Consider the following 18,630-nt stretch of genomic DNA (forward strand, 5'->3'; position numbering starts at 1 on the left):
GTAGGATGGACGCCATGGCCAAGACCAGTACGACGACCCAGGGGCTGCGTGCGGCGATCGAGCGCAGCGGCTACTACCCGGCCCTCGTGGCCGAGGCGGTGGAGGCCGCCGTGGGCGGCGAGCCCATCCGGTCGTACCTGGTCCACCAGGAGACGACGTTCGACCAGAACGAGGTGCGGCGGCACGTGACCGTGCTCGTCCTCACCGGCAACCGCTTCATCGTCAGCCACACCGACGAGCAGGCCGCCGACAGCACCTCCCCGACGCCGTACGCCACGACGTCGACCGAGTCGGTGAAGCTCGGCCGGATCTCGTCGGTCGTGGTCAGCCGGGTGGTCGCCAACCCCGAGCAGTACGCGCCGGGCACCCTGCCCCGCGAGGTGGTGCTGACCATCGGCTGGGGCGCCGTCTCCCGCATCGACCTCGAGCCCGCCGCCTGCGGAGACCCCAACTGCGAGGCGGACCACGGCTACACCGGCAACTCCACCGCCGACGACCTCAGCCTGCGGGTCAGTGAGGCCGGGGACGGTCCGGAGACCGTGCGCCAGGCCCTCGCCTTCGCGCAGTCCCTCTCCGAGGCGACCGCGGACGCCACCCGCTGAGATGGTCCACGCCGCCCCCTGGGACGCCCACCCCGAGCCCCTCTCCGTCGACTCCGCGCCCCTGCCCGAGTACGGCAGCGGCTCCCTCGCCGACCTCCTGCCGACCCTGGCCGCCGGCATGGGCGTACCGGACACGACGGCCGCGATCGCCGAGCTGACGCCCGCCGACCGGAACTGCGTGTTCCTGATCGACGGCCTCGGCTGGGAGCAGCTGAAGGCGCACCCGGACGAGGCGCCCTTCCTGACCTCGCTGCTCGGCAGCTCGCGCGGCGGCACCGGACGCCCCCTGACCACCGGCTATCCGGCGACCACCGCCACCTCCCTCGCCTCCGTCGGCACCGGCCTGCCGCCCGGCGCGCACGGCCTGCCCGGCTACACCGTGCGCGATCCGGCCACCGGCGAGCTGATGAACCAGCTGCGCTGGCAGCCCTGGACCGCACCGCAGGTCTGGCAGCCCTACCCCACCGTCTTCCAGCTGGCCCACCAAGCGGGCGTGCACGCGGCCCAGGTGTCCTCGCCGACCTTCGAGAGCACCCCGCTGACCAAGGTCGCGCTCAGCGGCGGAACGTTCCTCGGCCGGCTGTCCGGAGAGGACCGCATGGACGTCGCCGCCGAACAACTGGCCGCCGACGACCGCTCGTTGGTCTACACGTACTACGCCGAACTGGACGGCGCGGGCCACCGCTACGGCGTCGACTCCGACACCTGGCGCGGCCAGCTCATGCACGTCGACCGGCTCGTCCAGCGCCTGGCCGAGCAACTCCCGCCGCGCAGCGCGCTGTATGTCACCGCCGACCACGGCATGATCGACGTGCCCTTCGACGAGCAGCACCGCATCGACTTCGACGAGGACTGGGAGCTGCGCGCCGGCGTGGCCCTGCTGGGCGGCGAGGGCCGCGCCCGGCACGTCTACGCCGTCCCCGGCGCCCAGAACGACGTCCTGACCTGTTGGCGCGAGGTGCTCGGCGAGCAGTTCTGGGTGGCCTCGCGCGACGAGGCCATCGCGGCGGGCTGGTTCGGACCGCGGATCGACGAACGGGTGTACGCCCGCCTCGGTGACGTCGTCGCGGCCGCGCGGGACGACGTCCTGATCATCGCGTCCGAGCGGGAGCCGAAGGAGTCGGCGATGGTCGGCAACCACGGTTCGATGACCCCTGCCGAACAGCTGGTCCCCCTGCTCGAAGTACGCTCCTGAAGCCCGTACGCCGTCCCGTTCGCCGAAAGGTGCTCAACCACCCATGCCCGAGCTGGTGTTCTTCTCCGGAACGATGGACTGCGGGAAGTCGACCCTGGCTCTCCAGATCGAGCACAACCGCTCGGCGCGCGGCCTGGCCGGAATGATCTTCACTCGGGACGACCGCGCAGGCGAGGGCAAACTCTCCTCGCGGCTGGGCCTGGTGAGGGACGCGGTGGAGGTCGAGAACGGACAGGACCTCTACGCCTACCTGGTCGACCACCTCTCCCAGGGCGGCCGCGCGGACTACGTCATCGCGGACGAGGCGCAGTTCCTGGCGCCGGAGCAGATCGACCAACTCGCGCGCGTGGTCGACGACCTGGGCCTCGACGTCTACGCCTTCGGGATCACGACGGACTTCCGCTCGAAACTCTTCCCGGGCTCCCAGCGCCTCGTCGAGCTCGCCGACCGCGTCGAGGTCCTCCAGGTCGAGGCGCTGTGCTGGTGCGGTGCCCGCGCCACGCACAACGCCCGCACGATAGGCGGGGAGATGGTCGTCGAGGGCGCCCAGGTCGTCGTCGGGGACGTCGACCAGTCCGACACCGTCGGCTACGAGGTCCTGTGCCGCCGGCACCACCGCCGCCGGATGACGGCGGCCACGGCCCGCGCGGCGGCCCTCTCTCCGGACGTGCTGCCGGTGTCGTCGGCCTGAGCAGCCGCCGACCGCGCTCAGTGCGGGCTCTGGACCAGGGAGAAGCGGGCGCCCTCCGGGTCCGACACCGTGGCCGCGCGGCCGTGGGGCGTGTCGTGCGGGGCCGTCAGGACGTGGCCGCCGAGGTCGGTCAGGCGGTCGGCCGCCTCGTCCGTGTCGGCCACCTCGAAGTACGTCAGCCAGTGCGGGCCCCGGTCGCGGGGGAGGGCGTGGCCGACGCCGTGGATGCCGGCCACCGGGCGGCCGTCGACGCGCAGGGTGACGTAGTCGGAGTCGGCGGAGACGACCGGCTCCTCCTCGAAGGCGAAGACGGTCTCGTAGAACTTGGCGACGCTCGCCGACTCGAAGGTGAGCAGTTCGTTCCAGGCGGGGGTGCCGGGGACGCCCGTGAGGGCCGTGCCGAGGTGCCGGGCGGCCTGCCAGACGCCGAAGACGGCGCCCGAGGGGTCGGAGCCGATGGCGAGACGTCCGGCCTCGTCGGCGTCCAGCGGCCCGACCCCGATCGTGCCGCCGCACAGCCGTACCGTCTCGGCGGTCAGGTCCACGTCGTCGGAGGCGAGATACGGCGTCCAGGCGATGGGCAGGTGACGGTCCGGCGGCAGCTGGCCGATGCCCGCCACCTCGTGGCCGTCGAGCAGGGCGCGGGAGTACGGGCCCAGTTGCCGGGGGCCGGGCTCGAACTCCCAGCCGAACAAGGAACCGTAGAAGTCCTGGGTGGCCGTCAAACCGTGCACCATCAGGCTCACCCAGCAGGGCGTACCGGGTGTGTGCCGAGCGTGCGTCTCGGTCATCGTCACTCTCTCCTCGACCCCTCGCGGTGGCCGTGTCGCTTCCGCTGTCCGGATCCCCGTGCCGATGCTCGCACCAGCCGGGCCACCGCGGGCTCCGGGCGCGCCGCGACGCGCACGGCCGCGTGCCTGCAGAATGCCCGGTGCGCGGAGTCCCGTCCGTTCCCGGGCGATGGCCGACGGGTGTCGATCGGTTGTACGGCAAGTACCCGAGTCCGTACGCCTCGTGATCGGGCCTGTCCGGCGGAGCAGAGTAGCCGGACATGGACGACGGGGCCACCCCGTGCGCGAGGATGGGGGCCATGAACGCCATCATCTCCGCATCCGAACTCGCGAGCGACCTGGCCGGCCCGAACCCGCCGGTCCTGCTCGACGTCCGCTGGCAGCTGACCGTGGCCAAGGCGGCCGGCGAGCCGCCTTTCGACGGCCGTGCCGCGTACGCGGCCGGGCACATCCCCGGTGCGGTCTACGTCGACCTGGACACGGAACTCGCCTCCGCGCCCGGCGAGCGCGGCCGGCACCCGCTGCCCGACATCGAGGTCTTCGGTGCCGCGATGCGGCGGGCGGGCGTCTCGACCGGGACGCCGGTGGTCGTGTACGACGGCGGACAGGGCTGGGCGGCGGCGCGCGCGTGGTGGCTGCTTCGCTGGACGGGTCACCCGGACGTGCGGGTCCTCGACGGCGGGTTGCCGGCCTGGGAGGGGGCGTTGGAGACGTCCGCACCGACGCCGGTCGAGGGCGACTTCGAGCCGGTGCCGGGTGACGCCGGGTTCCTGGACGCCGACGGGGCGGCCGCGCTGGCGCGGTCCGGTGTCCTGTTCGACGCACGAGCGGGGGAGCGGTACCGGGGGGACGTGGAGCCGATCGACCGGGTCGGCGGGCACATCCCGGGCGCGGTGTCGGCCCCGACGAACGAGAACGTCGGCCCCGACGGACGGTTCCTGCCGGCCGAGCAACTGGCCGAGCGCTTCAAGGCGCTGGGGGCGGGCGAGGGTGCGGCCGTCGGCGTGTACTGCGGCTCTGGCGTCTCGGGGGCGCACGAGGTCCTCGCCCTGGCGGTCGCCGGGATTCCGGCGGCCCTGTACGTCGGGTCCTGGTCGGAGTGGTCGTCGGACCCCGCACGCCCGGTGGCCGTGGGACCCGATCCGCAGTAGGGCGACGAAACAGAGGGCCGCACCGGAACGGTGCGGCCCTCATGCTCGTACGACGGACTACTCCTGCTTCTTGCGCCGCGTCCCGAACACGATCTCGTCCCAGCTCGGGACCGCCGCCCGGCGGCCCGGGCGGACGCCGTCGGCCTCCGCCTGGCGGTCGGTGGCGCCGATGAGACGGTCGCGGTGGCTCCCGACGGAGCGCGGCATCAGGACGTCCGCGTAGGCGGAACCGGCCGAGGCCGCCGGAGCCGGGGGCTCCTCCGCCTCGGGCTCGGCGACGGGCTCCTCCGGCGGCGGGGGCGTCTCGGACGGGCGCTCCGGGACCACCAGGTCGCCGCGGAAGCTCGGTACCGCCTCCAACAGGCTGGTCAGCGAGTCCCGTTCACCGGCCGTGCTCTCCTCCGCCGGTTCGGACGCCTGCGCGGGCAGGCTCGGGCGGTCGAGGGCGCGGTCCAGCGGGCGATCGCGCGGCAGCCGGGCGATACGCGGGACGAAGGGGAAACTGGGCTCCGGCGCGGCGAGGTCCTCGGACTCGCCGATCAGCGAGCGCGCCTCCTCGTCGACGGCCTGGACGAGCCGCCGGGGCGGGTCGTACGTCCAGCTCGCCGAGTGCGGTTCGCCCGCGACCCGGTAGACCAGCAGGACCTCCCAGGTGCCGTCGTCGCGGCGCCACGAGTCCCACTGCACCGTGTCCTTCTCGGCGCCGCGCACCAGCAGACGCTCCTGGACGGCCTCGCCGAGCTGGGGTCCCGCGGCGTTCTCGCCGGGGCGGCGGACGGGGGTCTTGCGGGCCCGCTCGGCCATGAACGCGCGCTCGGCGAGGACGGGGCCCTCGAAGCGGCGTACCCGGTCGACGGGGATGCCCGCGAGCTGCGCGACTTCCTCCGCGGTGGCACCGGCGCGTATACGCGCCTGGATGTCGCGGGGACGGAGATGGCTTTCGACCTCGATCTCGATCTGACCGAGGCGGGGACGGTCGCCGCGGACTGCCGCACGCAGCCGTTCGTCGATCGGAAGCGTGTACTCCGTAGAGTCGGCAGCCTTCAGCACCAGCCGTGTGCCGTCATTGGAGACGGCCACGACACGCAGTTCGGGCATGGGGACCTCCCGGGTGGTGCCTGCCGACGTCACGTGCGTCGCTGCTTCCGCTAGTCGAGTGTGGCCTGCCCGGGTGCAGCCTGCCACAACCTTGCCGAGTTGCCCGGCGTGTCGGGCACGGGCCCGGGAACGCCGTTATGGCACGGTTACCTATTCGCAACGCTAAGTGACCAACTCCGTCACCCTGTGCAACGAGCCCCCTCCTGGCGGTCCAGCAAGGCCCCGGACGCCCTGGCGGGAGACCGGACCCAGGGCTCGCAACAGTACTCCATTTGGACCACGTGCGTGGATTGGCACGCCACCCAATATCTGGCAAGGCGCGTGCCCCGGCCGCCTGTTGAGCGGTTCGAGGATCTTGGAAGTGGCGTACCTCACGCAACCGTCAGAAACGGAACCAATGACCGCGCACCGGTCTACGGCCCCAACACCCGCCGCAGGTAGTCGTTCTGGAACCGGCGGTCCGGGTCGAGCCGGTCCCTCAAAGTGGTGAACTCGCCGAACCGCGGGTAGACGCCGGCGAAGTACTCGGCGTCCCGGGTGTGCACCTTGCCCCAGTGCGGGCGGCCCTCGTGGGCGGTGAAGATGCGCTCCGCGGCGGTGAAGTAGGCGTGGTACGGCGTGCCCTTGAACATGTGGACGGCGACATAGGCGCTGTCGCGGCCCGACGCGGTGGACAGGGTGATGTCGTCGGCGGGGGCCGTGCGCACCTCGACCGGGAAGCTGACCCGCAGGCCGGAGCGGTCGACCATCGCCTTCAGCTCACGGAGCGTCTCGGCCAGGGCCGCGCGCGGGACGGCGTACTCCATCTCCACGAAGCGCACCCGGCGCGGCGACGTGTAGACCTTGTACGGGATGTCCGTGTACGTGCGCGCGGACAGGGCCTTGCTGGAGATCCGGGCGATCGTCGGGATGGACGCCGGGGCCGCGCGGCCGACCCACTGGGCCACCTGGAACACGCCGTTGGAGAGGAACTCGTCCTCGAACCAGCCGGACAGCGGTGGCACCGGCTTCTCCGGGCCCGCGCTGCGGTTGTTGCGCTTGGTGTTGGTGTTGCCGGTGTGCGGGAACCAGTAGAACTCGAAGTGCTCGTTCTCGGCCCAGAGCTGGTCGAACTCGGCGAGCACCTTGTCGAAGGGCATCGGCTCCTCGCGGGCCGTGAGCAGGAAGACCGGCTCCACGGCGAAGGTGATCGCGGTGACGATGCCGAGCGCGCCCAGGCCGATCCGGGCGGCCGCGAAGACCTCCGGGTTCTCCTTCTCGGAGCAGGTGAGGACCGTGCCGTCCGCGGTGACCAGCTCGAGTCCCTTGATCTGGGCGGCGATCGAGGCCGACTCACGGCCCGTGCCGTGGGTGCCGGTGCTGGCGGCACCGGAGACCGTCTGCTCCATGATGTCGCCCATGTTGGTCAGCGACAGGCCCTCGCGCGCGAGAGCCATGTTGAGCCTCTTGAGCGGGGTGCCGGCCTCCACCGTGACGGTCATGGCATCGCGGTCGATATCGCGTATGCCGGTCAACAGTTGAGGGCGGATCAACACACCGTCGGTGGCCGCGATGGACGTGAAGGAGTGCCCGGTGCCGACCGCCTTGACGGTCAGCCCGTCCTCGGCCGCCCGGCGCACGGCCGCGGCCAGTTCCTCCACGGAGGCCGGCGTGACCTCCCGCGCGGGTCGGGCGGAGACGTTGCCGCCCCAGTTACGCCACGTTCCGTTCTTCCCGCTCGCTGTGCTGCTCAACGGTGCCTCCCCGACGCGGAGCCGGCCTGCTGAGCCGGCGGTACCCCAGGAAACCGACCGCGACCGCGACGGCCCCGGACGCCGCCGGGACCCCGTACCCGGCCCGCGCCCCGGCCGCGTCGATGACCCAGCCGGCCACGGAGGAGCCGAGCGCGACGCCGACCGCGAGCCCGGTACTGATCCAGGTCATGCCCTCGGTCAACTGTGCGCGTGGTACGTGCTCTTCGATGAGGGACATCGTCGTGATCATCGTGGGTGCGATGGACAGGCCCGCGACGAAGAGCGCCACGGCCAGAAACGGCAAGTTTCCGACCAGTAGGAGGGGGATCATACTCACGGCCATCGCGCATACGCCCAGCAGCCAGCGGCGCTGCGGCGCCCCCGTGAAGCGCAGCAGCCCGAACACGATCCCGGCCACGCAGGAACCGGCCGCGTACAGCGCCAGGACCACGCTGGCGGCCCCCTTGTGGCCGCGCTCGTCCGCGAAGGCCACGGTGACCACGTCCACCGCCCCGAAGATCGCCCCGGTCGCCACGAAGGTGGCCACCAGGACCTGCAGTCCCCGCGCGCGCAGCGCCGAGCCGCCGCCCTGCTGCTCGCGCGGGTGCGGGGCGGGCTCGGTGGCCCGCTGGGCGGTCAGCCAGAAGACGCCGACGGCGAGGAAACAGGCCGCGAGCAGCGGTCCCGCCTCCGGGAACCAGGCGGTCGACAGCCCGATGGAGACGATCGGCCCGAAGATGAAGCACACCTCGTCGACGACCGACTCGAACGAGTACGCGGTGTGCAGTTGCGGCGTCCCCCGGTACAGGGCGGCCCACCGCGCGCGGATCATCGCGCCGAGACTCGGTACGGACCCGACGCCGGCCGCGCACAGGAACAGCACCCAGTCCGGCCAGCCGAAGTGCGCGGCGAGCAGCAGCCCGGTCGCCGAGGCGAGCGCGACGAGAGTGGCGGGCCGCAGCACGCGCCGCTGCCCGTGCTGGTCCACCAGTCGGGAGATCTGCGGCCCGATCGCCGCCGCGGCCAGCGCGATGGTGGCCGACAGGGCGCCCGCGAGGCCGTACCGCCCGCTGATCTGGGAGATCATGGTGACCACGCCGATGCCCATCATCGACAGCGGCATCCGGCCGACGAACCCCGCGGCGGAGAAGCCCTTGGAGCCGGAGGCGGCGAACAGGGCGCGGTAGGGGCTGGGCACGGCGGGCTCCGGATCAGGAGAGGGACGACGGCGCGGTAAGGCGCGAATGCGGCTGATACAGCTTACGAGTCAGGTCAACCCCGTGCACCAGGCCGGAAAGCCCGCGCAACCGGGACGGACCGTGCGGGAACCCGGCCGGACACCCCGCCGTTTCCCGGCTGTCAGTACCGGATGACAGGATCGACCCATGCCAGACGCGCTCGACGCCACCCCCTACGACGCCCTGCTCCTGCTCTCCTTCGGAGGACCCGAGGGCCCCGACGACGTGATCCCCTTCCTGGAGAACGTCACGCGCGGGCGCGGGATCCCCAGGGAACGCCTCAAGGAAGTGGGCGAGCACTACTTCCTGTTCGGCGGGGTCAGCCCGATCAACGACCAGAACCGCGCCCTGCTCGACGCCCTGCGCAAGGACTTCGCGGACCACGGCCTGGACCTGCCGGTCTACTGGGGCAACCGCAACTGGGCGCCGTACCTGACGGACACCCTGCGCGAGATGGTCGCCGACGGCCGCCGCCGGATCCTGGTGCTGGCCACCAGCGCCTACGCCTCGTACTCGGGCTGCCGCCAGTACCGCGAGAACCTCGCCGACTCCCTCGCCGCCCTTCAGGCCGAGGGCCTGGACCTGCCGAAGGTCGACAAGATCCGGCACTACTTCAACCACGAGGGCTTCGTCGAGCCCATGGTCGAGGGCGTGCTGAAGTCCCTCGCCGACCTGCCCGAGGACATCCGGGACGGCGCCCACATCGCCTTCTCGACCCACTCCATCCCGGTCGCCTCCGCCGACACCTCCGGCCCGGTCGAGGACCACGGCGACGGCGGCGCGTACGTCGCCCAGCACCTGGACGTGGCGAAGCTGATCGCCGAGGCGGTCCGCGAGCGCACCGGCGTCGACCACCCCTGGCAGCTCGTCTACCAGTCCCGCTCCGGCGCCCCGCACATCCCGTGGCTGGAGCCCGACATCTGCGACCACCTCGCGGAGCGGCACGCGGCCGGCGTACCGGCGGTGGTGATCGCCCCCATCGGCTTCGTCTCCGACCACATGGAGGTCCTGTACGACCTCGACACGGAGGCCAAGGCCAAGGCGGAGGAGCTGGGCCTGCCCATGCGCCGCTCCGCCACCGTGGGCGCAGACCCGCGCTTCGCCGCCGCGATCCGCGACCTCGTCCTGGAGCGCGCGGCCGTCGAGCGCGGCCAGGAGGTCACCCCCTGCGCCCTCGGCGCGCTCGGCGCGAGCCACGACCTCTGCCCGGTCGGCTGCTGCCCCGCCCGCGCCCCGCACCCCGCCGCCGCGGGCGCCGACAGCCCCTACGCGTGAGGAGACCCGTGACCGACGCCCTGCACAGGGAACTGCTGGAACTGGCCCAGGAGGCCGCCCGCCGCGCCGGTGAGCTGCTGCGGGACGGCCGCCCGGCCGATCTGGCGGTGGCCGCGACCAAGTCGAGCCCCATCGACGTCGTGACCGAGATGGACATCGCGGCGGAGAAGCTGATCACGGACCTGATCTCCGCCCGCCGCCCCGACGACGGCTTCCTCGGCGAGGAGGGGGCCTCCGTCGAGGGCACCAGCGGTATCCGCTGGGTGGTCGACCCGCTCGACGGCACGGTCAACTACCTGTACGGGCTGCCGACCTGGTCGGTCTCCATCGCCGCCGAGCAGGACGGCGAGGCGGTCGTCGGAGTCGTCGCGGTACCGATGCGCGGCGAGACGTTCCACGCGGTCCGCGGCGGCGGGGCCTGGGCGAGGGGCGCCTGGGAGGGCGAGCGCGAGCTGGCCGTCCGCCCCTCGCCGCCGCTCGACCAGGCCCTGGTCTCGACCGGTTTCAACTACGTCCAGGAGGTCCGCGCGCACCAGGCCGAGGTGGCCCACCGGCTGATCCCGCTGCTGCGGGACATCCGGCGCGGCGGCTCGGCCGCGGTGGACCTGTGCGACCTGGCGGCCGGCCGCCTGGACGGCTTCTACGAGCGCGGACTCAACGCGTGGGACCTCGCGGCCGGGGACCTCGTCGCCCGCGAGGCGGGCGCCCTGACCGGTGGACGCCCCGGAGAGCGCCCGGGACGCGATCTGGCGGTAGCCGGCAGTCCCGGGGTCTTCGAACCCCTCCAGCGGCTGCTGGAGGACTTCGGCGCCTGGCACGACTGACGGGTCCGGCCACTGCGGCCGGTCCGCCCCGGACATGCAGCGGGCCCCCGGCGCTGGATTCGCCGGGGGCCCGCTGTCGCTCGGGAGTGGATCGCTCCTGAGCGATCAGACGCTATGCGCCAACTTCCACACCGTGCTCGGCGGCAAGGCGGCGCAGGTCGTCGAGTTCGCCCTGCTCGACCTCGACGAGGAAGTCGTCGCCCTCGTCGCGAGCCCGCGTCAGGTCGGACTCGGTCGCCTTTATGCGCTGCAGAAGTCCTGCGGTGAATGCGTCCATGCTGCGCCCCCTCGTCCTGGGTCGTGGGTCGGTGGCACGGGGGTGTGCCGTTCGGAAGGGGCGATCACGTCTCCGGCAGATGCCCAGCGGCACTGCCCTGCTGGGCGGCGACGGTGCCGGGCACCCACACGCCCACTCTGCGGGAAGCGGATTGCGCCGTGCCGCATGGTGTTGCGGCACTAGCAGAGCGTGATCGCGGGGTATGAACCGTCCTCCCCCCGCTTCCTTCCACAGAAACCTCAACCGCCGGAGAAAATCTCGCATTCCCGGGCCTCACACCTGTTCTTCATGTCGAGACCACCTTGCCCTTGATGTTCCGTCCCCCGCCTTACCGCCGACTTACGGCCGAAAAGGGCAGGATGGAGGCACACACTCTTGAAGAACCCTGCCCACACCCCTGCCCGCCTGCCCGTCCGGCACTACGCGGGTGGACCTCAGGAAGGACAAGCGACGTGCGCGTACTCGTCGTCGAGGACGAGCAACTGCTCGCCGATGCGGTGGCCACCGGACTGCGCCGGGAGGCCATGGCCGTCGACGTCGTGTACGACGGTGCGGCCGCCCTGGAGCGCATCGGCGTCAACGACTACGACGTGGTCGTCCTCGACCGCGACCTCCCGCTCGTCCACGGCGACGACGTCTGCCGCAAGATCGTCGAGCTCGGCATGCCCACGCGCGTGCTGATGCTCACGGCCTCCGGTGACGTCAGCGACCGCGTGGAGGGCCTGGAGATCGGCGCCGACGACTATCTCCCCAAGCCCTTCGCGTTCAGCGAGCTCATCGCCCGCGTACGGGCCCTCGGCCGCCGCACCAGCGTGCCGCTGCCGCCGGTCCTGGAGCGCGCCGGCATCAAGCTCGACCCCAACCGCCGCGAGGTCTTCCGCGACGGCAAGGAGGTCCAGCTCGCCCCCAAGGAGTTCGCCGTCCTGGAGGTCCTGATGCGCTCCGAGGGCGCCGTCGTCTCGGCGGAGCAGCTTCTTGAGAAGGCCTGGGACGAGAACACCGACCCGTTCACCAACGTCGTGCGCGTCACCGTGATGACCCTGCGCCGAAAGCTCGGCGAGCCGCCCGTCATCGTCACCGTCCCCGGCTCCGGCTACCGGATCTGATCCCCGATGGCCGCAACACCCGCTCTCCCCACGGCTCCCCCCAAGCCCACCTGGGACCCCAGGAAGCCCGAACCGCCGTTCCCCTGGCTGCGCCCCACCATCCGCATACGCCTGACCCTGCTGTACGGCGGCATGTTCCTGATCGCCGGGATCCTGCTGCTGTCGATCATCTATCTGCTGGCGGCCCAGGCCCTGCACGAGGGCAGCGGCCAGTCGTTCTCGGTGTCCGGCGCCAACCTCGACGTCACCAGTTCCACCTGTCCCGCCGTGAACTCGGCGCCGACGAGCGAGATCAACGCGATCCTCAAGCAGTGCGACGCCGTTCAGCGCCAGCACGCCCTCGACGATCTCCTCAGCCGCTCCCTGCTGGCGTTGCTCGGCCTCGCGGTGATCGCCTTCGCCTTCGGCTACGCGATGGCCGGCCGGGTCCTGGCGCCGCTGGGCCGCATCACCCGCACCGCGCGCGCGGTGGCGGGCTCGGACCTCTCCCGCCGCATCGAGCTGGACGGCCCGGACGACGAGCTCAAGGAGCTCGCCGACACCTTCGACGACATGCTGGAGCGTCTGCAGCGCGCCTTCACCGCCCAGCAGCGCTTCGTCGGCAACGCCTCGCACGAGCTGCGCACCCCGCTCGCGATCAACCGCACGCTCCTGGAGGTGCACCTCTCCGACCCGAACGCCCCGGTGGAGCTCCAGCAGCTCGGCAAGACGCTGCTGGCCACCAACGAGCGCAGCGAGCAGCTGGTGGAGGGTCTGCTGCTGCTCGCCCGCAGCGACAACCAGATCGTCGAGCGCAAGCCCGTGGACCTCGCGGAGGTCGCCGAGCAGGCCGTCGACCAGGTGCACTCGGAGGCGGAGGCCAAGGGCGTGGTGATCCGCGGGGAGCAGAAGACCGCGGTCGTCCAGGGCAACGGCGTCCTGCTGGAGCGCATCGCGCTGAACCTCGTACAGAACGCCGTGCGGTACAACGTGCCCGAGGACGGCTGGGTCGAGGTCACCACCGAGGTCCAGCACGGGCAGGCGGTCCTGGTCGTCTCCAACACCGGGCCGGTCGTGCCGGCGTACGAGATCGACAACCTCTTCGAGCCCTTCCGGCGGCTGCGTACGGAGCGCACGGGCAGCGACAAGGGCGTCGGTCTGGGGCTGTCCATCGTGCGGTCCGTGGCGCGGGCGCACGGCGGACACATCTCGGCGCAGCCACGCGAAGGGGGTGGGCTGGTGATGCGGGTCGCTCTCCCCATCTGAGATCATGGCGCCGACACACGGGGCTTGTTCGCTTTGCGCGGAATTTTCCGGCCGCGCAGCCGGGCACCCCCTGTGTGATCGATCACATGGGCGATTTCTCGGCCATCTACTCTCCGTGATCAAGGGGGCCGTCGGAAAGCCGGGAAAATCCTGGTTTTCGGGTGTCTTGATCACGGGAAGTACAGGTTGAGACGCCTTTGAAGAGCGGTAGGCGGGCCGTGTACGGTCCCGTTCGCCATCCAAGCCGATCACTCTTGAGGAGTCCGGTTGGGTGTCGATTGAGTAACAGACCTTGATGTGAGGCAAAATCTCCGCCTCGAGGCGGGCACAAGTCCGGCCTCTCACGCGTTACGTGCGCTGGAGACACCCGCAGACACCCAGAGGGGGAGAGGTAAATGGCAACGGATTACGACACCCCACGCAAGACCGACGACGATGTGGACTCCGACAGCCTTGAAGAGCTGAAGGCCCGGAGGAACGACAAGTCCACCTCGGCGGTCGACGTCGACGAGTTCGAGGCCGCAGAGGGCCTGGAACTGCCCGGGGCCGACCTCTCCAACGAGGAGCTGGCCGTCCGGGTGCTGCCCAAGCAGCAGGACGAGTTCACCTGCATGAGCTGCTTCCTGGTGCACCACCGCAGCCAGCTGGCCCGGGAGAAGAACGGTCAGCCGATCTGCCGCGACTGCGACTGAGGACGGGTCGGCCGTGACTGGCTCGACCCCTCCCTGGAAGCGCCGCTCCCCCCTGCAGGGAGCGGACGAAGGGCCGCAGTACGGCCCTCACGGCGTGCGTGACGACGAGCGGGGCCCATCAGGTGTGACACCGGAGACCACGGGGTCCACGGGATCGGCCCCGCTCGAACCTGCGGCAGGCCGGGCCGACCTCCCGGTGCCGGCGCAGGGCGGGAATCCCGCGCCCGTCGCCAGGCGACGGGCCGCGGCGATCCGGGACAAGGCCAGGGAAGGCGTGCGCAAGGGCGGCAGCCGGGCCCGCGCCGGCCTGGCGTACCTCGCCGACCGGATCATCGAGATGGCCCCCCGGGTGCCCGTACGGGACCTCGCCGCCCTCCGCAGGCAGTTCCCGGGCCTCGGACCCGAGCAGATCGCCGACAAGCTCGTGGCGGGTGCCGCGAGCGCCACCGCCACGGTCGGGGCCGGCATCGGAGCGGCGGCCATGCTGCCCGTACCGCCCGCCATGCCGACCGAGCTGGCCGCGGAGATCACCGGCGTGGCCGCGATCGAGCTGAAGCTGATCGCCGAACTCCACGAGGTCTACGGACTGCGACCGCCCGGCAACCTCAAGGAGCGCAGCACCGCGTACCTCAACTCGTGGTCGGGGGAGCGCGGCATCGAGGTGACCAAGCCGTCCACCCTCGGCGGGGCCGTCAACAGCCGGATGAAACAGCAGCTGCGCCAGCAGATCATGAAGCGCGTGGTGCGCGACCTGCCGAACCTGATGCCCTTCATGGTGGGCGCCGCGGTGGGCGCGGTCATGAACCGGCGGGACACCAAGAGGCTCGCCGAGCGCATCCGCAAGGACCTGCGCAAGGCCCAGGTGCCGTGGGACGAGCTGCCCGAGCTGCCGCCCCTGGACAAGCCGGCGCACCCGCTGGAGCTGGAGGACGGCGCCGCGGGCTGAGCGCCCCTACGCGGCGGCCTCCCGGGCCGCCTTCAGGGCCTCCGCCAGCCGCTCCGGCTCCCGCGTCGACAGGTACAGGTACGGCGTCGGGTCCTCGGGGTCGGTCACGACCACCCGCAGCGCCGTGGGGATGTAGGAGCGCAGCAGCAGGAACGCGCGCGTGTCCGCCTTGTAGGTACGCCAGGCCCGCGCCTCCTCGCCCTCCAGGACCTCCGTTTCACCGAGCGCCGTCACCGGGATCCTTGCCTCGCCCGCGATCAGCGAGCCGCCCACCACCCTGATGCGGACCGAGCCGTACGAGCTCGCCATGACAGCCGCGACCGCCGTGCCGCCGACCAGGCCGCCGAGCAGCGGCAGGGTGCCGAAGGGCAGCAGGATCAGGGCGAAGGAGACGCCCACCAGGAAGGAGATCAGCCACCACGAGCGCGGGGCGGTCAGGCGTTCTTCGTAAGGGGCGGTGGAGAGCTGCATGTGGCCAAGCTTGGCATGGTGTCCGGATACTGCGGACGCGCGGGTAAGGTCTGCGGCTGTGAGTGGTACTTCAGCAGCTCTCAGGCCCCCCGCCGACGCGGTGAAACCCGTGCGTCATCCTGACGCGCCCGCGCCCGGTGAGCTTCTGGGTGCCCACTACGAACAGTGTTTCGGATGTGGCGGCGGACAGGCCCACGGACTGCACCTTCAGGCGCGGGCCGGCGACGGCGTCAGCATCACGGCCGAGTTCACCGTGCAGCCCGCGCACCAGGGCGCGCCCGGCCTCGCGCACGGGGGAGTGCTGGCGACCGCGCTGGACGAGACCCTCGGCTCGCTGAACTGGCTGCTGCGCACGATCGCGGTCACCGGACGCCTGGAGACCGACTTCGTCCGGCCGGTGCCGGTAGGGACGACCCTGTATCTGACGGCCGAGGTCACCGCGGTCGCGGGCCGCAAGATCTACTCGGCCGCCACCGGCCGGCTCGACGGCCCGGACGGTCCGGTCGCCGTGCGCGCCGACGCGCTCTTCATCGAGGTCGAGGTCGGCCACTTCATCGACAACGGGCGACCCGAGGAGATCCAGGCCGCCATGAACGACCCGGACCAGGTCCGGCGGGCCCGCGCCTTCGAGGTGAACCCGTGAGCCGCGAGCCTCTTAACGTGCTGATGCGCCGCGTCGACCCGGACGTACCGCTTCCGTCGTACGCGCATCCCGGTGACGCGGGAGCCGATCTGCGCACCACCGAGGCGTGCGAACTGGGACCCGGGGAACGGGCCGTGCTGCCCACCGGGGTGGCTGTCGCCCTCCCCGAGGGGTACGCGGCCTTCGTGCATCCCCGGTCCGGGCTCGCCGCCCGCTGCGGTGTCGCTCTGGTGAATGCCCCGGGGACGGTTGATGCCGGGTACCGTGGGGAGATCAAGGTGATCGTGGTGAATCTCGACCCGCGCGAGGCGGTGCGGTTCGAGCGCTTCGACCGGATCGCCCAACTGGTCGTCCAGCAGGTCGAGAAGGTCCGCTTCCAGGAGGTGGCGGAGCTTCCCGGCTCGGCACGGGCCGAAGGGGGCTTCGGGTCCACCGGAGGCCATGCCGCGGTGGCCGGGGAGAACAGCACAAGGGGTCAGGCCGCCGACGGCGGCACTACGGGTGGGAATCGATACGCTTCGGTCGTATCCGACCGGGAAGGACAGTGACGTGTTCGGACGTCGCAACAAGAAGGGTGCCGCCGAGGACGCGGCCGGCGAGGCCGAGCAGGTCGTCGACAGTGTCGACGCTGAGGCGGACGACGAAGAGGTCGAGCGCGAGCGGGTGAGGCTCGAGCCCGAGCCGCGGCCCGACGGGCCCTGGGACGACTCCGAGGTGCGCGACCCCGCGGAGGGCCGCGTGGACCTGGGCGGTCTCTTCGTGCCCGGGGTCGACGGCATGGAGCTGCGGGTCGAGGTCGCGGGCGACGCGATCGTGGCGGCGACCGTCGTGCTGCGCGACAGCGCCATCCAGCTGCAGGCCTTCGCCGCGCCCAAGCGCGAGGGCATCTGGGGCGAGGTGCGTGAGGAGATCGGCGCCGGCATCACCCAGCAGGGTGGCATCGTCGACGAGGTCGAGGGCCCGCTCGGCTGGGAGCTGCGCGCCCAGGTGCCGGTACAGCTGCCGGACGGCACGGGTGGTTTCCAGGTCGTGCGGTTCGTCGGTGTGGACGGTCCGCGCTGGTTCCTGCGCGGGGTGATCTCGGGCCAGGGCGCGGTGCAGCCGCAGGCGGCCGGCCTGCTCGAGCAGATCTTCCGGGACACGGTCGTGGTCCGCGGTGAGGGCCCGATGGCGCCCCGGGACCCGATCGTCCTGAAGCTGCCCAACGACGCCCAGATGGTCCCCGAGGGCGTCCAGCAGGAGGAGTCCTCGCGCTTCTCCGGCGGCATGGGCCAGCTGCAGCGCGGTCCGGAGATCACCGAGGTCCGTTAGACAACCGAGCGACAAGGGCCGTACCCCGCGCGGGGTACGGCCTTTTTTCGTGCGCGGACCCTTGACGGTTTATTGGTCTGTACCTATGGTCTCGGCCCAGCGCCTCTGTTCACGGGGGCGCTCGTCGTTCACATACGAGAACGGGGCCCCCACCTATGCGTCGCACCGCGCTGCTCGCAACCGTCTCCGCACTTGTCGTGGGCATGATGACGTGGCCGACCTCCCGTCACGCCGAAGCCGCCTCCACCGCCTTCGTACACCCCGGTGTCACCGTCTCCCGGGCCCAGCTGGACTTCACCCGCGGCAAGGTCGACGCCGGTGCCCAGCCCTGGAAAGGCGCCTTCGACCAGATGATGGCGAGCAAGTACGCCGACCTGAACCGCACCCCGAAGCCACGGGCGACGGTCGAGTGCGGCTCGTACTCGAATCCGAACAACGGCTGTACCGACGAGCGCCAGGACGCGATCGCCGCCTACACCGACGCGCTCGCCTGGTACATCACCCGCGACGACCGGTACGCGAAGAAGTCGATCCAGCTCATGGACGCCTGGTCCGCCGTGATCAAGCAGCACACCAACAGCAACGCGCCCCTGCAGACCGGCTGGGCGGGCTCCTCCTGGCCGCGCGCCGCCGAGATCATCAAGTACACGTACACCGGCGGCTGGGCCAACGCCGGCCGCTTCGCGAGCATGCTGCGCACCGTCTACCTGCCCGAGGTCATCGGCGGCTCCAACTCCAACGGCAACTGGGAGCTGTCGATGATGGAGGCCGCCGTCGGCATCTCCGTCTTCCTCGAGGACAAGTCGTCGTACGACAAGGCCATGGCGAGGTTCCGCACCCGCGCGGCCGCCTACATCTACCTCGCCTCCGACGGTGATCTGCCGAAGACCGTGCCGAGCCAGAACCTCGACACCAGGGCGAAGATCGTCGGCTACTGGCAGGGGCAGTCCACCTTCGTCACCGGGCTCACCCAGGAGAGCTGCCGCGACTTCACCCACACGGGGTACGGCCTCTCCGCGATGTCCCACGTCGCCGAGACCAGCCGCATCCAGGGCCAGGACCTGTACGGTACCGACGTCGGCGAACGACTGCGCCAGGCGCTCGGGTTCCAGGCCAAGTACCAGCTGGGCGCGGCCGTCCCGGGCTGGCTGTGCGGCGGCTCGCTGAAACTCGGGCTCGGACCGGTCACCGAGGTCGGCTACAACGCCCTGCACAACCGCCTCGGCATCGCGATGAGCAACACCCAGGCCCTGACCGAACGGCAGCGGCCGGCCGGCTCCGACAACCTCTTCGTGGCCTGGGAGACCCTCACCCACGGCGACAACCCGAGCTGAACCGTTG

20 protein-coding genes are annotated in these 18,630 nt (G+C 71.5%); 14 read left to right on the forward strand and 6 right to left on the reverse strand.

Features of this window, described 5'->3' with window-relative positions; genetic code table 11:
* Positions 1-5: 5 nt before the first annotated feature.
* From ABZZ74_RS04300 to ABZZ74_RS04310, 3 genes are read left to right on the forward strand one after another with little or no spacing between them, the layout of a single operon-like run.
* Complete coding sequence (locus tag ABZZ74_RS04300) at positions 6-602, forward strand: DUF5998 family protein (protein ID WP_356762057.1); 597 nt, start codon at positions 6-8, stop codon at positions 600-602.
* Between the two features lies 1 nt (position 603).
* Complete coding sequence (locus tag ABZZ74_RS04305; protein ID WP_356761808.1) at positions 604-1,797, forward strand: nucleotide pyrophosphatase/phosphodiesterase family protein; 1,194 nt, start codon at positions 604-606, stop codon at positions 1,795-1,797.
* 43 nt (positions 1,798-1,840) lie between these two features.
* Positions 1,841-2,488 (forward strand): thymidine kinase, encoded by a 648-nt coding sequence (locus ABZZ74_RS04310; protein WP_356761809.1) that lies wholly within the window; start codon positions 1,841-1,843, stop codon positions 2,486-2,488.
* A gap of 17 nt (positions 2,489-2,505) precedes the next feature.
* Here ABZZ74_RS04310 and ABZZ74_RS04315 read toward each other — a convergent pair whose 3' ends face one another.
* Positions 2,506-3,279 (reverse strand): VOC family protein, encoded by a 774-nt coding sequence (locus ABZZ74_RS04315; RefSeq protein ID WP_356761810.1) that lies wholly within the window; start codon positions 3,277-3,279, stop codon positions 2,506-2,508.
* A 299-nt stretch (positions 3,280-3,578) separates the two neighbouring features.
* Here ABZZ74_RS04315 and ABZZ74_RS04320 point away from each other — a divergent pair, with 299 nt between their 5' ends.
* The gene (locus tag ABZZ74_RS04320; protein ID WP_356761811.1) at positions 3,579-4,430 is read left to right on the forward strand and encodes a sulfurtransferase; all 852 of its coding nucleotides are present in this window, start codon (positions 3,579-3,581) and stop codon (positions 4,428-4,430) included.
* Between the two features lie 57 nt (positions 4,431-4,487).
* Here ABZZ74_RS04320 and sepH read toward each other — a convergent pair whose 3' ends face one another.
* The 3 genes from sepH to ABZZ74_RS04335 form a co-directional block, all read right to left on the reverse strand.
* On the reverse strand, positions 4,488-5,528 hold the full coding sequence (sepH, locus tag ABZZ74_RS04325) for a septation protein SepH (RefSeq protein WP_356761812.1): 1,041 nt from the start codon (positions 5,526-5,528) through the stop codon (positions 4,488-4,490).
* 413 nt (positions 5,529-5,941) lie between these two features.
* Positions 5,942-7,261, reverse strand: a complete 1,320-nt coding sequence (locus tag ABZZ74_RS04330) for a D-arabinono-1,4-lactone oxidase (RefSeq protein ID WP_356761813.1) — start codon at positions 7,259-7,261, stop codon at positions 5,942-5,944.
* Entirely contained in the window at positions 7,221-8,459 is a 1,239-nt protein-coding gene (locus tag ABZZ74_RS04335) for an MFS transporter (protein WP_356761814.1), read from the reverse strand. Before ABZZ74_RS04335 ends, ABZZ74_RS04330 begins: the two co-directional genes overlap by 41 nt.
* Positions 8,460-8,646: 187 nt before the next feature.
* Here ABZZ74_RS04335 and ABZZ74_RS04340 point away from each other — a divergent pair, with 187 nt between their 5' ends.
* Both ABZZ74_RS04340 and ABZZ74_RS04345 read left to right on the forward strand, forming a co-directional pair.
* Positions 8,647-9,774, forward strand: a complete 1,128-nt coding sequence (locus ABZZ74_RS04340) for a ferrochelatase (RefSeq protein WP_356761815.1) — start codon at positions 8,647-8,649, stop codon at positions 9,772-9,774.
* A gap of 8 nt (positions 9,775-9,782) precedes the next feature.
* Entirely contained in the window at positions 9,783-10,598 is an 816-nt protein-coding gene (locus tag ABZZ74_RS04345) for an inositol monophosphatase family protein (protein WP_356761816.1), read from the forward strand.
* Positions 10,599-10,710: 112 nt separating this feature from the next.
* On the opposite strand, the gene ABZZ74_RS04350 is transcribed toward ABZZ74_RS04345, so the two are convergent.
* The gene (locus ABZZ74_RS04350) at positions 10,711-10,875 is read right to left on the reverse strand and encodes a hypothetical protein (RefSeq protein ID WP_165954967.1); all 165 of its coding nucleotides are present in this window, start codon (positions 10,873-10,875) and stop codon (positions 10,711-10,713) included.
* A 452-nt stretch (positions 10,876-11,327) separates the two neighbouring features.
* On the opposite strand from ABZZ74_RS04350, the gene ABZZ74_RS04355 reads away from it, so the two are divergent.
* From ABZZ74_RS04355 to ABZZ74_RS04370, 4 genes are all read left to right on the forward strand, one after another.
* Positions 11,328-11,981, forward strand: coding sequence for a response regulator transcription factor (locus ABZZ74_RS04355; RefSeq protein ID WP_003993508.1), 654 nt, complete (start codon positions 11,328-11,330; stop codon positions 11,979-11,981).
* A 6-nt stretch (positions 11,982-11,987) separates the two neighbouring features.
* Complete coding sequence (locus ABZZ74_RS04360; RefSeq protein WP_356761817.1) at positions 11,988-13,226, forward strand: HAMP domain-containing sensor histidine kinase; 1,239 nt, start codon at positions 11,988-11,990, stop codon at positions 13,224-13,226.
* A gap of 395 nt (positions 13,227-13,621) precedes the next feature.
* A complete protein-coding gene (locus ABZZ74_RS04365; RefSeq protein WP_005481602.1) occupies positions 13,622-13,918 on the forward strand; it encodes a DUF4193 domain-containing protein in 297 nt (98 codons plus the stop codon).
* A gap of 13 nt (positions 13,919-13,931) precedes the next feature.
* The gene (locus ABZZ74_RS04370; RefSeq protein WP_356761818.1) at positions 13,932-14,864 is read left to right on the forward strand and encodes a hypothetical protein; all 933 of its coding nucleotides are present in this window, start codon (positions 13,932-13,934) and stop codon (positions 14,862-14,864) included.
* A 6-nt stretch (positions 14,865-14,870) separates the two neighbouring features.
* On the opposite strand, the gene ABZZ74_RS04375 is transcribed toward ABZZ74_RS04370, so the two are convergent.
* Positions 14,871-15,335 (reverse strand): DUF3093 domain-containing protein, encoded by a 465-nt coding sequence (locus ABZZ74_RS04375; RefSeq protein ID WP_356761819.1) that lies wholly within the window; start codon positions 15,333-15,335, stop codon positions 14,871-14,873.
* A 58-nt stretch (positions 15,336-15,393) separates the two neighbouring features.
* On the opposite strand from ABZZ74_RS04375, the gene ABZZ74_RS04380 reads away from it, so the two are divergent.
* The 4 genes from ABZZ74_RS04380 to ABZZ74_RS04395 all read left to right on the forward strand — a co-directional run bounded on the left by ABZZ74_RS04380 (position 15,394) and on the right by ABZZ74_RS04395 (position 18,623).
* Positions 15,394-15,978 (forward strand): PaaI family thioesterase, encoded by a 585-nt coding sequence (locus ABZZ74_RS04380; RefSeq protein ID WP_356761820.1) that lies wholly within the window; start codon positions 15,394-15,396, stop codon positions 15,976-15,978.
* A complete protein-coding gene (dut, locus tag ABZZ74_RS04385) occupies positions 15,975-16,526 on the forward strand; it encodes a dUTP diphosphatase (RefSeq protein ID WP_356761821.1) in 552 nt (183 codons plus the stop codon). Before ABZZ74_RS04380 ends, dut begins: the two co-directional genes overlap by 4 nt.
* Position 16,527: 1 nt before the next feature.
* Positions 16,528-17,289, forward strand: a complete 762-nt coding sequence (locus ABZZ74_RS04390; RefSeq protein ID WP_356761822.1) for a DUF3710 domain-containing protein — start codon at positions 16,528-16,530, stop codon at positions 17,287-17,289.
* Between the two features lie 155 nt (positions 17,290-17,444).
* Positions 17,445-18,623 (forward strand): alginate lyase family protein, encoded by a 1,179-nt coding sequence (locus tag ABZZ74_RS04395; protein WP_356761823.1) that lies wholly within the window; start codon positions 17,445-17,447, stop codon positions 18,621-18,623.
* The last annotated feature ends 7 nt before the right edge of the window (positions 18,624-18,630 follow it).

Origin of the sequence: Streptomyces sp. NPDC006476 (assembly GCF_040612015.1) — a bacterium.
Classification (GTDB): domain Bacteria; phylum Actinomycetota; class Actinomycetes; order Streptomycetales; family Streptomycetaceae; genus Streptomyces; species Streptomyces griseorubiginosus_B.

Coding starts and splice junctions, on each gene's coding strand:
- ABZZ74_RS04300 (WP_356762057.1), top strand. CDS start 6: ATGGACGCCATGGCCAAGACCAGTACGACGACCCAGGGGCTGCGTGCG.
- ABZZ74_RS04305 (WP_356761808.1), top strand. CDS start 604: ATGGTCCACGCCGCCCCCTGGGACGCCCACCCCGAGCCCCTCTCCGTC.
- ABZZ74_RS04310 (WP_356761809.1), top strand. CDS start 1,841: ATGCCCGAGCTGGTGTTCTTCTCCGGAACGATGGACTGCGGGAAGTCG.
- ABZZ74_RS04315 (WP_356761810.1), bottom strand. CDS start 3,279: ATGACCGAGACGCACGCTCGGCACACACCCGGTACGCCCTGCTGGGTG.
- ABZZ74_RS04320 (WP_356761811.1), top strand. CDS start 3,579: ATGAACGCCATCATCTCCGCATCCGAACTCGCGAGCGACCTGGCCGGC.
- sepH (WP_356761812.1), bottom strand. CDS start 5,528: ATGCCCGAACTGCGTGTCGTGGCCGTCTCCAATGACGGCACACGGCTG.
- ABZZ74_RS04340 (WP_356761815.1), top strand. CDS start 8,647: ATGCCAGACGCGCTCGACGCCACCCCCTACGACGCCCTGCTCCTGCTC.
- ABZZ74_RS04350 (WP_165954967.1), bottom strand. CDS start 10,875: ATGGACGCATTCACCGCAGGACTTCTGCAGCGCATAAAGGCGACCGAG.
- ABZZ74_RS04360 (WP_356761817.1), top strand. CDS start 11,988: ATGGCCGCAACACCCGCTCTCCCCACGGCTCCCCCCAAGCCCACCTGG.
- ABZZ74_RS04365 (WP_005481602.1), top strand. CDS start 13,622: ATGGCAACGGATTACGACACCCCACGCAAGACCGACGACGATGTGGAC.
- ABZZ74_RS04375 (WP_356761819.1), bottom strand. CDS start 15,335: ATGCAGCTCTCCACCGCCCCTTACGAAGAACGCCTGACCGCCCCGCGC.
- ABZZ74_RS04395 (WP_356761823.1), top strand. CDS start 17,445: ATGCGTCGCACCGCGCTGCTCGCAACCGTCTCCGCACTTGTCGTGGGC.